Raw genomic sequence first — 13,989 nt, forward strand, 5'->3', positions numbered from 1 at the left:
ATATTCACGCACGAGGAGGATTAAATATGAATTTTGATGAGATGATTAATGGGTATAGCGCAAAGACCTGTGTAATGTCCGTTGAAAGATTTCCTGACGGCTCTTACGGCAATATACGCATAGCCGCAGGCAACAGGGCTCATTGTGAGGACATGATGAATACCATGCATCGTTCTTTCATACCAAATTCCCCCTATGAGGAGTACTTCCCTGAGAATAAAAACTTTGAGGACTTCTGTTTCCGCAGTGCTTTTATGGGTCAGCTCCTTCATTCATATGTAAGGCTTCCGCAAATGGGATTATGGCTGAATATGTTCCTGCTTCCTCTTGGATCTGACGAGGAAAATATCGGCTATTGCATATATTCTTATGACGTAACGCCAAATGTTGATCTGGAGCAGAGAGCAAGCCTTTCTGCCGATACATCTTCGGCTGTCATAAAGACCTGTATCAAGCTGCGCGGTACAGGTGATATACATAAGACCTTTAATGAAGTAATCGAAGATATTCGTCAGATATGCGACTCCGATCACTGCTGCATACTTCTTCTGAATAAGGAGGAGCACAACTGTGTGAATTTCTGTGAAGCTATAAAGTACGGCAGTGGAATGAAGCCTTTGGATCATTATCTTGATGAAAAATTCTTTAATATCGCAAGTACATGGGACGATACTTTAGGCGACAGTACCTGTATCATAATCAAGGATCAGCATGATATGGAGTGGCTCAGATCAATAAATCCTTTGTGGCATGAATTCCTTGCACAGGCAGGTGCAAAGAGTATCGTACTCTTTCCGCTGAAACATAACGGCTGTACTATCGGGTATATCTGGGCTATAAACTTCAATATCGAAAATACGGTAAAAATAAAGGAAACACTGGAGCTGACAACTTTCTTCCTTGCTTCTGAGATAGCCAACTATCAGCTTATGCAGAAACTTGAGATACTCAGCTCTGTGGATATGCTGACAGGAGTTAAGAACCGTAATACCATGAATAATACGGTAGATGAGATAGTTGAGGGAAAGCGGAAAATGAGCTATCCTTATGCGGTCGCATTTGCCGACCTTAACGGACTCAAACGCGTGAACGATGAAGAAGGTCACATTGCAGGAGATCAGCTGCTGAAAAATGCTGCGGCTATACTTCGCGGAGTTTTCTACGACAGCGAGGTGTACCGTGCAGGCGGTGACGAGTTCATGCTCATAGCTGACGGACTCGATGAAGCAGCAATGGAAGCAAGAGTAAAACAGCTCACCGATCAGGCTGCGAATACGAGAAATGTGCATTTTGCCGTGGGTACTTGTATAGTCAATGAAGGCGATGATATCCGCAGTGCGATGCATATTGCCGATGAGCGTATGTACGCCGATAAGAATGAATACTACAAAAATCACCCCGAGCGTAAGTACAGGTAAGTATGGTACGCATATATAAATTCAGCCCCGAGGCAATTAAAGTGCTTCGGGGCATTTTATTGACTATCAGTTTAGAGTTTTTTCGGTATTACAGTTAACTGTGAGTGGAGAGATATTCCCTGAGCTTGTCAAAGATCCCGAGTCCTCGCGGATCGTTCTTCGCAGGAAGTTCATCGAGAGGGAAGAACCTCTGTGTGATAACTTCGTCATCGCTCTCTTTCAGCTCGCCCGAAAAATCACGGCATACATATATTATCACTGCGGCGTAGGTCTGGTCGCCGTTGGGGTATTCGTAGAAGGAGTCCTTTCCCGACAGATCCATAAAGAATTCAAGCTTGCCGCAGGTAAGACCTGTTTCTTCCAGCACCTCTCTCCGTGCGCACTCCTCAAAGCTCTCGCCAAGCTCCATTGAGCCGGCAGGGTAGTCCCAGAAGCCGTTGTCGCTGCGCTTTTGAAGCAGTATCTCATTTTTATCATTTACGATTATGACTCCTGCGCCTGCCATGATAAGTGGTATGCTGCCCAGTGTTTTGCGAAGTTCCAATATATATCCCATAGTTGCTGCCTCCGTCAGACGATTTTTACCAATTATACCACAGCAGGAAAAACAAGTCAATAATAAGCAAGTCCCCACAGCCGAAGCTATGAGGACTTACTATATTTATTAAGGAGATTGTAACAGACTTTAGTCAAGAGCTGAAAGGTCATCAAATGTATATTGATTTCCTACAGCTGTCCAGTTCTTTGAGCTGAATTCATTGTGAGCGATGTTGTATTCATCTTCATTTACAGTATCATCGTTCACTGTGTAAGTAACATTCTCTTTACCCACTGCGCCTGAGTCCTCGAAAGTTCTCTGAACAAATGTGAGTCTGTGGTTTTCGTATTTATGCATAACGGAATAATTCAGTCCCTGCTTTACATCTTCGATCCCGATAAGACTTTCCTCGGGGCAGATCAATACGCCGCCGTATGCGCCGTAACGCAGAGGATTTCTGTTATCGTCAAGAACAGGAACTGCATTCCCGTTCTCGTAATAATAGAACATAACACCTGTAATATGGTACTGAGATTCGGATATGAGCAGTTCAGGAGTTCCGTCGTTATCAATGTCCTGTATATCCCATGTTGACATCTCACCGAAGTTTTCCGAATCCATAAAATCTTTAAGAGTATTCTTGTATGCTGTTTTCCAGTCTGCGGTATTATCCGCATCAATGTTCAAAGCATTATTCATAGGCACAGCAGCTTCAGCGGAGGTATCGGAAACAGCCGCAGTATCAGTCGTTACGGCAGGATCTGCTGATGTTGTGACATTGCTGCTTATTAACGTAGTTGATGCGGTGGTCATGATACTGTTCATAGCATTGCTGCTGGCAGTTTTTGCTGCTTCACAGCCGATAAGTCCTAAAGCTACGGTGGTTAATACAGTGATAAATAATGCCTTTCTCATTTTGATAGTCTCCTTTATTTATATTTACAAGAATGTCTTTGACAGCTCCTGTATTTTTGCTTTCATTAATAATATTCGCAAAAAGAGTCCTAAGTGTTACAAAAACAGTGAAATTTCTACTCCTATTTTTGCACAAAAAATGAGATGCGGTTTTGTGTATTTTTCAGCTGATACAAAAAAGGCATACCCTCAACAAGAAGAGTATGCCATATATACGTAGATCCGCAGCAGAAAAAACAGTATTTTTTAATAATTCAGTTGTCCTTCGGTATATCCGTCAAGCACTGTAAGCATATCCTTTGCAACAGCCTTTGCACCGTCAAGATCGTGGAGCAGATAGTTTCCGCATTCCTTGCGCTCAGAGCCCGGTATCTTACCGCTGAAATCAGCCACAAAGCGGAAGCTGTCCTGTACAAGGCGTATTGCCTGTTCATGTGATACATTATCACGGAGTATCAGATAAAAGCCTGTCAGGCAGCCCATTGGTCCGACATAGATAACGCTGTCGGAGTATTCGCTGTTTCGTGCATAGGTTGCAAATAAATGCTCGAAGGTATGCAGTGCGCCGTTAGTGAGATAGTCGCCGCCGTTGGGCTTTTTCATGCGTATATCATAGGTAACTGCGTCACCGTCGATTCGTGAGATATACATTCCCTTTTCCAGCTTGTCGTGGTCAACCGTAAAGCTTGCGATAGTTTTCATAGATTCACTCCCTCGGCATTTTCTTTCTTATGTCGTTAAGACGTTCAAGTGCCGCATTGAGAGTTACGTTCTTCTTTGCGTAGTGGAAACGAATGTAACGATTCTCGGGCTCCTTGAAGAAGCTGGAACCCGGAACAGCTCCAACTCCCACATATTCAGCCAGCTTTTCGCAGAACACAAGGTCGCTCTTGTAGCCGAACTCTGAGATGTCAAGAAGTATGTAATACGCTCCCTGAGGAACTGTATGCTGTATTCCGATATCATCGAGACCTTTAAGGAAGAGGTCTCGCTTCTCGGTGTACTTGACCTGTAACCACTTGTAGTAATCGTCACCAAAGCGAAGTCCCGTAACTGCGGCTTCCTGCAAAGGCGCAGCAGCTCCTACTGTTAGAAAATCGTGGACTTTCTTGACTGTGTCTATGATATTAGGCGGAGCTATGACATAGCCCAGTCTCCAGCCGGTGATAGAATAGGTCTTGGACAGGGACGAGCAGGAAATAGTTCTCTCCCACATATTGGGGAGTGAAGCAAAGTAAACGTGCTTATGCGGTGCATAGACGATATGCTCGTAAACCTCGTCTGTGATAACGAATGTATCATACTTCTTTGCGAGATCAGCGATTATCTGCAATTCTTCAAGTGTGAACACCTTGCCGCACGGGTTGGACGGATTACAGAGTATCAGTGCCTTGGGGTGCTGCTTGAAAGCTGCTTCGAGAACATCTGCGTCAAAGCTGAACTCGGGTGGGATAAGCGGAACGTATATCGGCTCTGCGCCTGAGAGTATGGTATCTGCACCGTAGTTTTCATAAAAAGGTGAGAACACGATGACCTTGTCGCCCGGATTGGTAACGGACATCATTGCAGCCATCATAGCCTCTGTACTTCCGCAGGTAACAACTATTTCGCCGTTGGGGTCGATGTTTCTTCCCATGAGGCGGGACTGCTTTTCTGCAAGTGCTTCGCGGAAGTTCTGAGCTCCCCATGTTATTGAATACTGGTGGAAGTCCTCTTTTGTTACCTCTGCAAGTCTGTCGAGTATCTCCTTCGGCGGTTCAAAATCAGGAAATCCCTGTGATAGATTGATAGCGCCGTATTTATTTGAAATTCTCGTCATACGTCTTATGACGGAATCGGTAAATGTAGCTGTTCTGTTTGAAAGCTGTGGCATATAAAAACCTCCGGTTTTAAAAAATTAAGAATTCGGAATGCGGAATGCGGAATTAATGGAGTCCGCCTTACGGCGTAAGGATCTGAATTTTTGATCCGTTGGCAAAGCCAACTCCACAATTCCGAACTCCTAATTCCGAATTCCGAATTACTATTATATCATCATTAAATGTTGTAGTCAATATTTCTCTCGTCGATGACACGTCTTGACTTGTGCTCGGAACGTGTATTCAGTCCGCCGTCAGGGTGAACTACAACTCTTGCAGGCTTAACACCTGTACGAGCCTTGAGTGCTGCGCTTACCTGCTCTGCAACCTCATCGTCGGTCTTGTTATTGTCAGCCTTCTTCTCTATTTCAACTGCGTACTTGCTTGTGAAGTCCTTCTCAAAGATACGGATAAGGTACTCACCTGTGATGCCGCTCTGCTCACGGATAACAGCTTCGATATCGCTTGGGAATACGTTAACAGCGGAAACAATGAACATATCGTCCTTTCTGCCGAGAATACTGATTCTGCCGTGTGTACGTCCGCATTTGCAGGGGGTAGTGTCGATACGTCCGATATCACCTGTCTTGAATCTGATAAGCGGACGAGCGTGTTTACGGAGAGTTGTGAATACAAGCTCACCTGTCTGACCGGGTTCGAGAACCTCGCCTGTATGGATATCAACAGTCTCAACGAGAATGTGATTCTCAGCAATGTGAAGTCCGTCGTGGTATTCGCACTGTGCAGCGCAAGCGCCGAATATATCGGACAGACCGTAGAAGTCGTATACCTCAGCTCCCCAGAGCTCTTCGATAGCCTTTCTTGTAGCGTCGATAGAGCCGCCAAGCTCGCCTGCAACGATGATCTTCTTGATGTTGAAGTCCTTCTTCGGGTCGTAGCCAGCCTTTACAGCCTTTTCACCCAGCTGCCAAGCATAAGATGGTGAAGTCCAGATAATTGTTGGCTTGTAGGTCTTTAAGATGAAGAGAAGTCTCTCGCTTGGGAGAGTACCGCCCCAGATACATAATGCACCAAGGTTCTGTGCACCGATTACGTCAGGTCCGCCAACGTAGAGTGAGAAGTTGAGAGCGTGTACGTAACGGTCATTCGGTCTCATTCCTATCTGCCAGAACCAGCGGCTCTCAGTATCCTGAAACTCGTCAAAGTCCTTCTTTGTGAACGGGCTCATGGTAGGTACGCCTGTTGAACCTGATGATGTTGAGATGAACACTACGTCATCTTCGGGAACTGCTGCAAGCTCACCTAAGAATGAACCTACGCCCTGAGTGTCACGCTGTGTCTTTTTGTTGATGAAGGGGAACTTCTCGATGTCCTTGAGAGTCTTGATGTCCTCAGGTTTAACGCCTGCCTCATCGAATGAACGCTTGTAGTATGGAGCATGGTCGTAAGCGAACTTCACAATCTCCTTTAAGTCCTCAAGCTGTCTCTTTTCCAGTTCCTCACGGGGAAGAGTTTCAAGCTCCTCGTCCCAGAATTTGTTATTAATATCTCTGCTCATTTTATTTATCCTCCAATATCATATATTTCATATCTGTTTGGTATGATTACATTATACAGCACATTTCTGTATTTGTCCAATACCAATGGACTATGATGAGTTATAAGCTTTTTTTATAACTCGAATTGTATCATTTAGGGACGTAGGGGACGCCGTCCCCTACAAAAGTTAATTATATGGGACGATGCTTACATCGCCCCGTAAATTACAACTCGAAATTCTTTTTTATGAACTCCCACTTCTTGTCGCGGGAAGCTGTAATTATCTGTATATCCTCATCTGTGAGATGCCTGAAGCGTCCCTGCTTTTTAAGGTAAGCGCTCACGTCGGTGAATTCCTTTGGCTTATGGTTAAGCTTGAACGTACCGTTTTCGTACTCTGCAAGATACCACAGTCCGCAGTCAACGACTTCCTTTGCGATGTCAACTGTGGCATCGGGAGCAACTCCCCAGCCTGTGGGACATGGAGCGATAACGTGGATATACTTTGTCCCCTGTATCTGTGAAGCCTTCTGTACCTTTGCAATAAAGTCAGGGAGATAACCTACGCTTGCAGTTGCAGCGTACGGGATATCGTGTGCGGCGGCTATCTCGAACATATTCTTCTTGGGACGGATATTTCCGTGGATATTCGAGCCTGCGGGAGTAGTTGTGGTCTTTGCGCCGAAGGGAGTAAGTCCGCTTTTCTGTATGCCCGTGTTCATGTATGCTTCGTTATCGTAGCAGATGTAGATGATATTGTCATTGCGGTCGATAGCTCCCGAAAGAGCCTGTATACCGATGTCAGCAGTACCGCCGTCACCTGCAAAGCCTACTGCTGTGAAGTCCTTGTAGCCTCTTGCGCGGAGACCTGCCTCAACTCCTGTGAGCATTGAAGCTGTACCTGCAAAGGTTGAGATTATGGAATTGTTTGAGAAGCACAGCTGCGGAAAGTTAAAGCCTACCGCTGACATACAGCCTGCGGGAAGTACAGATACCGCATTGGGGCCGAGGACTTTAAGTGCAGCTCTTACTGCAAGACTTCCGCCGCAGCCTGCACAGGCTTTATGTCCGTAGAAAAATTCTTCACGGGATATGCTGTCTGCAACCTTATTTGCCATTGTCCTCGCCTCCTATGCCTATAAAATTAACACTGTCAGTGCCATTTGCAATGCTTGTATAGATATTTTCAATGTCAGAGGCAGAAATGTTTCTTCCGCCCAGACCACCGATGAAGTTATAGCCCTTAATGTCAATGCCTGCCTTTTTAAGTGCGGAGTTGACATTGGTGAAAACCGTACCCTCATTGCCGAAGCTGATGTCCTTTTCGAGAACTGCATAAGCCTTGACATTTCTCAGAACATCGGCAATTTCCTTGTTCGGGAAAGGTCTCATGTAACGTATGCGCACAACGCCTGCCTTTACACCCTGCTCGCGGAGCTTATCCGCAGTTTCGCGGCACAGTCCGGCGATACTTCCGAGGGTGACAATGATGTATTCAGCATCATCTGTGCGGTAATTCTCGGTAAGTCCGCTGTATTTTCTTCCGAATATGTCAGCGAATTCCTTTTCGGTCTCATTGATGACCTCAGCCGCCGAAAGAAGTCCCTTATGCTCCTTATACTTGAATATGTAGTTTGTATCAGGACCTGCTGAGAACGCCATATTCTTGGGGTTCTCGAAGTCTATGCGGTTGTCTGTCTCATATGGAGGCAGGAATTTGTCTGCCTGTTCATGTGTGGGAATGTCCACAGTCTCGTATGTATGTGTAAGTACGAAGCCGTCAAGATTTGCCATATATGGTGTCTGCACACGCTTATCCTCGGCTATCTTATAGCTCATCAGCGCGAGGTCGAGAGCCTCCTGTGCATTCTCGGCGTAGGACTGTATCCAGCCGCTGTCAAGCTGTGAAAGGCTGTCACGCTGGTCGCCGTAAATATTCCACGGGAGAGCTGTGGAACGGTCTGCGTTCATCATAACAATAGGGAAGCGTCCGCCTGACGCATAGTAAAGACATTCAGCCATGTAGAGAAGTCCCTGTGATGAAGTCGCTGTAAATGCTCTTGCACCTGCGGCACTTGCTCCGATAGCACATGAAAGAGCTGAATGCTCAGACTCAACGTGTACGTATTCAGCGTTGAGACTGCCGTCCTCCACCATTTCCGAAAGGCGTTCAACAACTATGGTCTGGGGAGTGATCGGGTAAGCCGAAATGACCTGCGGACGTGCAAGGCGTATGCCTTCGGCAAATGCCTCGTTGCCTGATAAAAACTTTCTGCTCATTTGCGCTCCGCCTCCATTTCAATTGCCTTTATTTTACAGATCTTAGCACATATTCCGCAGCCCTTGCAGAAGTCGTAGTCAATGGCTGCCTTGCCGTCTTTTATTGATATAACGCCGTCGGGACAGTAGAGATAACACTGTTCACAGCCCACACATTTTACACCGTTTATAACGGGTCTGATACTTCTCCAGCCGCTGTTTACAGTGGTGAGATAGCCTGCCTCAAAGGACGTATTCTCGGGAACTTCGCTGAACGAGAAGTCCTTTTTTTCTCTTACGTAAGGTCTCATTCTGCCACCTCCTGCACAGCTTTAAGGAGTGCGCTGATGTTGCGCTCCTGTATTTTCGCAGGCATATAGCCCTTGATAGCTTTAACAGCTTCATCTGATGTGACAACTCCCGAAAGTCCCACTAAAAGTCCGAACATCACGGTATTCGCAGTCGGGAGTCTGAACTCAGCCGCAATGCTGTCAGCGTCAAATGTGAGAGCAACGTCTATAGTGTTTTTCGAGTTCACTATTATCTTTCCTGTGGGCTTCAGAAGTCCCTGAAGCTGCGGACTGTACAGCGTATCGTCGATTATAACGATATAGTCAGCCTTTTCGGTCTGGCTTCTGTCAACTACAGGTTTGGTATCAAGCTTTGTGAAAGCTCTTACAGGTGCGCCTCGCCTCTCAGGTCCGAATGAGGGAAAAGCAAGTGCGTACTTATTATCATCATCTATGGTATAGGCTGCTCCGAGGAGCTTTGCGGCAGTGAATGCACCCTGTCCGCCTCGTCCGAGCCATAATACTTCTGTCATAGCAGTTCTCCTATCATTTTAGTATGTTTTAATTATATACCTCTCCGCATATTCTGTCCAATACAGGACTTCTATGCGGAGCTATAGGCTCAGTCTATATGAAGATAGGCTTTTATCTCGCGGATATATATTTCCGCCATTTCGCTGAGAATAACGTTTTTCAGCGTGATATAGCCGATCTCCATTACCTCGTCGGACTCGTCCTCAAAAGGCACAGCGATATAATCATCGCCGTTGAGTTCCTCGCAGATAATGCCCGAGCACAGCGTATAGCCGCCCAGACCTATCATCAGATTCAGCATTGTAGCACGGTCGTTAGCCTTGATAGTGCGCTGATAGTCAGCTGTGCTGAGCAGTTCCTCAGCCAGATAGAATGTACTGTTGTCGCCCTGCTCAAAGGAAAGACATGGATAGTCCGCAAGCTGCTCAAAGGTTATCTTCTTCTCCTTAGCGAGTGGGTGACCTTTCCAGAGGTAAACAAAGGGACTGCACTTGGTAAGCGTATGGAACTCCAGACCGTTGGAGTGGAGCAGCTTTGTTATGGATTTGCGGTTAAAGTCGTTGAGGTAGATGATACCTATCTCACTTTTCATAGTGGAAACGTCGCTGATGACCTCGGCAGTCTTGGTCTCGCGGACAGCAAACTCGTACTCCGCAGTATCGAACTCCTTGACCATTTCCACAAAGGCTTTTACTGCAAAGGAGTAGTGCTGAGTGGATACACCGAACTTTTTCTTGACATTGCCCTTGCCGCTGTATTTCTCAGCGAGAACGTCGAACTGTCCGACTACCTGACGGGCGTACTGTACGAACTCTACACCGTCATTGGTAAGAGTAACACCGCGTCCGCTGCGATTGAAAATCTTTATGCCGATTTCTTTTTCAAGCTCCTGCACCGATGAGGTGAGGGAAGGCTGTGACACATAAAGCTGTTCCGCAGCCTTGTTCATTGAGCCTGTTGAAGATATTGCAAGTATGTATTTAAGCTGCTGTAAAGTCATTGTTTACCTCCGTTTTATTCTCATTTGAGGGTATGCGGGCGGCGTAACGCCGCCCCTGCTCTCTACTAACTAATCAAAGAGTCCTGTGCTGAAATAGCGGTCTCCGCGGTCGGGGAATACAGTGACGATATTGCCCTTTGCGCCGCTGTTTACAAGCTTGAGCACTGCTGCCATAGCTGCTCCCGAGGAAGAGCCTGCGATGATACCCTCGGTCTTTGCAAGAAGTCTTGCTGTACTGAATGCTTCTTCATCGTTCATCTTTATAACATCGTCCACAAGGGACATATCCATAGTTTCTGCAATGAAATCGTTGCCGATTCCCTCTATGTTGTAGTCGGAATGCTCACCGCCGCCCATAGTAGAGCCAACGGGATCAGCGAGTATACCCTTTGCATTGGGATTTCTCTCCTTGATATAGCGGAGTATGCCGGTGTAAGTACCGCCGCTGCCTGCACCCGCCACAACATAGTCGATGTGACCGTCAAGTGCTTCGTATATCTCGCGTCCGGTAGTTTCGTAGTGGGCGAGGGGATTACTCTGATTCTTGAACTGCTCCAGCGATATTGAATCGGGTATCTGAGCCTTTATCTCCTCAGCCTTTGCAACTGCTCCGAGCATACCAAGCTCACGGGGAGTATTTACTACCTCCGCACCGAGAGCGCGGAGAAGAGACTGCTTCTCAGCCGAGAACTTCGTAGGTACTACGAAAATTATTTTATAGCCGCGGTTCAGAGCCGCAAAAGCAATGCCAAGACCTGTATTGCCTGCGGTAGCTTCGACAATAGTGCCGCCCTTTTTCAGGAGTCCTTTTTTTTCGGCATCGTTTATCATGTACAGACCTGTGCGGTCCTTGACGCTGCCCGAGGGATTGTAGAGCTCAAGTTTTGCGAATACGTTGACTCCCTCAGCCCTGACTATATTTCCCAGTCTCACCAGCGGCGTGTTGCCGATGAGTGCCTGCATTGAATCATAGTATCTCATATCTATTATCTCACTTTCTCTCGGATTTTGCAATAGCCTGTTCAATATCTGCTATAATATCCTCAATATTTTCAATTCCGACTGAGAGGCGGATAAGTCCGTCTGTGATACCGACTTTCTTACGGATATCCGCAGGAATTGAAGCGTGTGTCATTGTTGCAGGGTGGCATACAAGTGACTCAACGCCGCCGAGGCTCTCAGCAAGTGAAACAAGCTCAAGGCTCTCGAAGAAAGTGTTTATATCGTAATTCTCATGGAGCTCAAATGAGATCATCGCACCGCCGTTTTTAGCCTGCTTTTTGTTGATCTCATAGCCCTTGTCGCTTTTCAGTCCCGGATAGTAGACATTCTTCACTGCCTTATGGTTCAGGAGATATTCCGATACCTTTTCTGCGTTCTCAACGTGCCTGTCCATGCGGACTGCAAGAGTTTTTATACCGCGGATAAGCAGGAACGAGTCGAATGGTCCGAGGACTCCGCCTGTGGAGTTCTGAATGAATGCAATCTTCTCGGCAAGCTCGGGAGTGCTTACAACTGCAAGTCCCGATACAACGTCACTGTGTCCGCCGAGGTACTTTGTAGCGCTGTGTACGACTATATCTGCACCGAGAGAAAGAGGCTTCTGCAAGTAAGGAGTCATAAATGTATTGTCCACGATAACGAGAAGTCCGTGTCTGTGGGATACCTCTGCAATTGCCTTTATATCGGTAATTGTCATAAGCGGATTTGCAGGACTCTCGATAATTACTGCCTTAACGTCGTCGGTTATCTGGCTCTCGTAAACATCGGGGTGCTCAGTGTCTGCAATGGTGTAAGTAAAGTCGAAATGGTCGAACACCTTACTCAGCAGTCGGAATGTGCCGCCGTAAACGTTGCTTGATATAAGCACTCTGTCGCCGCTGTGGAGCAGACTGAGTACAGCCGTCAGGGCTGCCATTCCCGAGCCGAAAGCAAAGCCTGCATAGCCGCCCTCAAGGTCTCTGATGAGTGCTTCGAGAGCCTCACGGGTGGGGTTGCCTGTGCGTGAATACTCATATCCGCGCATTTTTCCGAGACCGTCCTGTTTATAGGTGGAGGTCTGGTAGATCGGCACATTTACTGCGCCTGTACGCTCGTCAATGGAGATACCTCCGTGGATAAGTGCTGTTTCTGTATTTTTATAATTACTCATAATAATTCTCCTTTTTCTAAGCCGTCAGCCATTAGCCGTTAGCCTTTAGCTTTATCGGAACGCCGAGGGTTACTCCCTACAGTGTAGGGAGATGTCAGCAAAGCTGACAGAGGGTCGCGGCTCCTGTTGGGAGGCGTTCCCTACAAATTTCCTTTGTAGGGGCTGATGCCCACATCAGCCCACTGGTAATACATTTTATTTAAATCCGTCCGCGTCAGCGGACACCATAATTCCTAATTCCGCATTACGAATTCCGAATTACTCATAATCGTAGCCTGCGGTATATGTTGCCGAGATCAGGCTCACGTTTTCAAATGCTTTAAGTCCGTCCGTGCGTCCGTCGAAGTATTCCTTCTGGACTTTCTCAGGCGGCATATATGTGTCTATCTGGAAGCCGAGGGAGTAAAGTGCACGTGAAACTTCACTGTAATCATAACCGCCGCGCATGACCTCTCCGAGGGCTTCCGTCATAAGTTCAAGTCTTTCCACTCTGCGAGGAAACTCACCTGTCTTTATAGGATAATCGAACACTAACTCGCTGCCGAGAGCCGATAGCTCAGCCATTTGCTTCAGAGTATCCGTGAACACATCAAGTGTAAGATAATAGGTAACTCCCAGTATGCTGAAAAATGTCTTTTTATTCGGATCAAAGCCTGATTCAAGAAGCTTGTCGCACATTCGCTCCTTCTCGAAATCAACGGGTACGTAGTGTACATTGGGACGTAAATTCCATTCAAGCTCCCTTATCTTTTCAAGTTTGTAGCGCTGAGTGTCGGGGTGGTCTATCTCAAACACCTCGATATTCTCGTTGTCATTGCGGAATGAAAATGTGTCCGAGCCTGCCCCGCATATTACGTACTGGACTTTTCCGTTTTCCCTTGCGAAGTCCGCAAGCCTGCTCTCGTTGAAGTGTATCCTCGACAGCGGTATGGGAGCGAAGTATTCGCTTATTATCTGCTCGGTGTCCTCGCGTGAGAACTGCTGCGAGCCGTCAAGTCCGCTGCTGATAAGCTCATATATATTGTCGTATTCTTCCTTGCCAAGCATATCGTAGGCAAGGTAATCATCGTATATCTTCTGGCGCGAAAGGTTTGAGTGCCATGCTCTCACAAACGCGCATATCTTAGCGGTAACGCTTTCTCTTTCATTGACCATATTGACCTCCAAAATACAAAAAACGCGGAATGTATGACACACTCCGCGCATAACAGCTTACGCTGAATTTACTCAATGACATCAGGAAAAAGCGCAACATCGCTGAGCATAAGTAAGCGGAATGCGTGGGCACATCATATTACACATACAACAACACATTTTATAAATAGCTCTCATGTTCAGCCGTCCTTTCTGTTAAACTCTGTATTCCTATCGGAACAATATGAATTATATCATATAACAGTGAAATTGTCAATAGTTTCAGTCTATATTCAGCGATAGTTATAGAATTATTCTATTATTCCTGTAGGTTTTATAGATTTTGTTGATTCAGAACTAAGATTGTAGGGACGACCAATGGTCGTCCGC

14 protein-coding genes are annotated in these 13,989 nt (G+C 46.5%); 1 reads left to right on the forward strand and 13 read right to left on the reverse strand.

Translation table 11 applies throughout. The features are described 5' to 3' along the window. Positions 1–26 precede the first annotated feature (26 nt). Positions 27–1,418, forward strand: coding sequence for a sensor domain-containing diguanylate cyclase (locus L870_RS0104890; protein ID WP_028517188.1), 1,392 nt, complete (start codon positions 27–29; stop codon positions 1,416–1,418). A gap of 94 nt (positions 1,419–1,512) precedes the next feature. On the opposite strand, the gene L870_RS0104895 is transcribed toward L870_RS0104890, so the two are convergent. From L870_RS0104895 to L870_RS0104960, 13 genes are all read right to left on the reverse strand, one after another. After that, on the reverse strand, positions 1,513–1,974 hold the full coding sequence (locus tag L870_RS0104895; protein WP_028517189.1) for an NUDIX hydrolase: 462 nt from the start codon (positions 1,972–1,974) through the stop codon (positions 1,513–1,515). Positions 1,975–2,103: 129 nt separating this feature from the next. Beyond that, entirely contained in the window at positions 2,104–2,871 is a 768-nt protein-coding gene (locus L870_RS0104900; RefSeq protein WP_028517190.1) for a hypothetical protein, read from the reverse strand. 246 nt (positions 2,872–3,117) lie between these two features. Further along, entirely contained in the window at positions 3,118–3,573 is a 456-nt protein-coding gene (locus L870_RS0104910) for an S-ribosylhomocysteine lyase (RefSeq protein WP_028517192.1), read from the reverse strand. Positions 3,574–3,577: 4 nt separating this feature from the next. Then, entirely contained in the window at positions 3,578–4,744 is a 1,167-nt protein-coding gene (locus L870_RS0104915; RefSeq protein WP_028517193.1) for a pyridoxal phosphate-dependent aminotransferase, read from the reverse strand. A gap of 164 nt (positions 4,745–4,908) precedes the next feature. Continuing rightward, positions 4,909–6,249 (reverse strand): phenylacetate--CoA ligase family protein, encoded by a 1,341-nt coding sequence (locus L870_RS0104920; protein ID WP_028517194.1) that lies wholly within the window; start codon positions 6,247–6,249, stop codon positions 4,909–4,911. Between the two features lie 205 nt (positions 6,250–6,454). Beyond that, on the reverse strand, positions 6,455–7,348 hold the full coding sequence (locus L870_RS0104925) for a thiamine pyrophosphate-dependent enzyme (protein WP_028517195.1): 894 nt from the start codon (positions 7,346–7,348) through the stop codon (positions 6,455–6,457). Further along, positions 7,338–8,510: a transketolase C-terminal domain-containing protein gene (locus L870_RS0104930; RefSeq protein ID WP_028517196.1), complete on the reverse strand. Its 1,173-nt coding sequence runs from the start codon at positions 8,508–8,510 to the stop codon at positions 7,338–7,340. Before L870_RS0104930 ends, L870_RS0104925 begins: the two co-directional genes overlap by 11 nt. Next, a complete protein-coding gene (locus L870_RS0104935) occupies positions 8,507–8,800 on the reverse strand; it encodes a 4Fe-4S binding protein (RefSeq protein WP_028517197.1) in 294 nt (97 codons plus the stop codon). The genes L870_RS0104930 and L870_RS0104935 overlap by 4 nt, the downstream gene beginning before the upstream one ends. Continuing rightward, positions 8,797–9,312, reverse strand: coding sequence for a 2-oxoacid:acceptor oxidoreductase family protein (locus tag L870_RS0104940; protein ID WP_028517198.1), 516 nt, complete (start codon positions 9,310–9,312; stop codon positions 8,797–8,799). Before L870_RS0104940 ends, L870_RS0104935 begins: the two co-directional genes overlap by 4 nt. Before the next feature lie 89 nt (positions 9,313–9,401). After that, positions 9,402–10,313 carry a LysR family transcriptional regulator gene (locus tag L870_RS0104945; protein WP_028517199.1) on the reverse strand — a complete coding sequence of 304 codons (912 nt, stop codon included), beginning with the start codon at positions 10,311–10,313 and terminating at the stop codon, positions 9,402–9,404. Between the two features lie 69 nt (positions 10,314–10,382). Then, positions 10,383–11,294, reverse strand: a complete 912-nt coding sequence (locus tag L870_RS0104950; RefSeq protein ID WP_028517200.1) for a PLP-dependent cysteine synthase family protein — start codon at positions 11,292–11,294, stop codon at positions 10,383–10,385. A gap of 10 nt (positions 11,295–11,304) precedes the next feature. Next, the gene (locus L870_RS0104955; protein WP_028517201.1) at positions 11,305–12,465 is read right to left on the reverse strand and encodes a trans-sulfuration enzyme family protein; all 1,161 of its coding nucleotides are present in this window, start codon (positions 12,463–12,465) and stop codon (positions 11,305–11,307) included. 258 nt (positions 12,466–12,723) lie between these two features. Beyond that, positions 12,724–13,620, reverse strand: coding sequence for a class I SAM-dependent methyltransferase (locus tag L870_RS0104960; RefSeq protein WP_028517202.1), 897 nt, complete (start codon positions 13,618–13,620; stop codon positions 12,724–12,726). Positions 13,621–13,989 lie beyond the last annotated feature (369 nt).

The sequence above is a fragment of the Ruminococcus flavefaciens ATCC 19208 genome, from assembly GCF_000518765.1.
Taxonomy (GTDB): Bacteria; Bacillota; Clostridia; order Oscillospirales; family Ruminococcaceae; genus Ruminococcus; species Ruminococcus flavefaciens.

What these genes read in the sequence shown, in the direction of transcription:
- L870_RS0104890 (WP_028517188.1), top strand. Translation starts at nt 27, where the DNA reads ATGAATTTTGATGAGATGATTAATGGGTATAGCGCAAAGACCTGTGTA.
- L870_RS0104910 (WP_028517192.1), bottom strand. Translation starts at nt 3,573, where the DNA reads ATGAAAACTATCGCAAGCTTTACGGTTGACCACGACAAGCTGGAAAAG.
- L870_RS0104915 (WP_028517193.1), bottom strand. Translation starts at nt 4,744, where the DNA reads ATGCCACAGCTTTCAAACAGAACAGCTACATTTACCGATTCCGTCATA.
- L870_RS0104925 (WP_028517195.1), bottom strand. Translation starts at nt 7,348, where the DNA reads ATGGCAAATAAGGTTGCAGACAGCATATCCCGTGAAGAATTTTTCTAC.
- L870_RS0104955 (WP_028517201.1), bottom strand. Translation starts at nt 12,465, where the DNA reads ATGAGTAATTATAAAAATACAGAAACAGCACTTATCCACGGAGGTATC.
- L870_RS0104895 (WP_028517189.1), bottom strand. Translation starts at nt 1,974, where the DNA reads ATGGGATATATATTGGAACTTCGCAAAACACTGGGCAGCATACCACTT.
- L870_RS0104945 (WP_028517199.1), bottom strand. Translation starts at nt 10,313, where the DNA reads ATGACTTTACAGCAGCTTAAATACATACTTGCAATATCTTCAACAGGC.
- L870_RS0104920 (WP_028517194.1), bottom strand. Translation starts at nt 6,249, where the DNA reads ATGAGCAGAGATATTAATAACAAATTCTGGGACGAGGAGCTTGAAACT.
- L870_RS0104930 (WP_028517196.1), bottom strand. Translation starts at nt 8,510, where the DNA reads ATGAGCAGAAAGTTTTTATCAGGCAACGAGGCATTTGCCGAAGGCATA.
- L870_RS0104935 (WP_028517197.1), bottom strand. Translation starts at nt 8,800, where the DNA reads ATGAGACCTTACGTAAGAGAAAAAAAGGACTTCTCGTTCAGCGAAGTT.
- L870_RS0104940 (WP_028517198.1), bottom strand. Translation starts at nt 9,312, where the DNA reads ATGACAGAAGTATTATGGCTCGGACGAGGCGGACAGGGTGCATTCACT.
- L870_RS0104950 (WP_028517200.1), bottom strand. Translation starts at nt 11,294, where the DNA reads ATGAGATACTATGATTCAATGCAGGCACTCATCGGCAACACGCCGCTG.
- L870_RS0104960 (WP_028517202.1), bottom strand. Translation starts at nt 13,620, where the DNA reads ATGGTCAATGAAAGAGAAAGCGTTACCGCTAAGATATGCGCGTTTGTG.
- L870_RS0104900 (WP_028517190.1), bottom strand. Translation starts at nt 2,871, where the DNA reads ATGAGAAAGGCATTATTTATCACTGTATTAACCACCGTAGCTTTAGGA.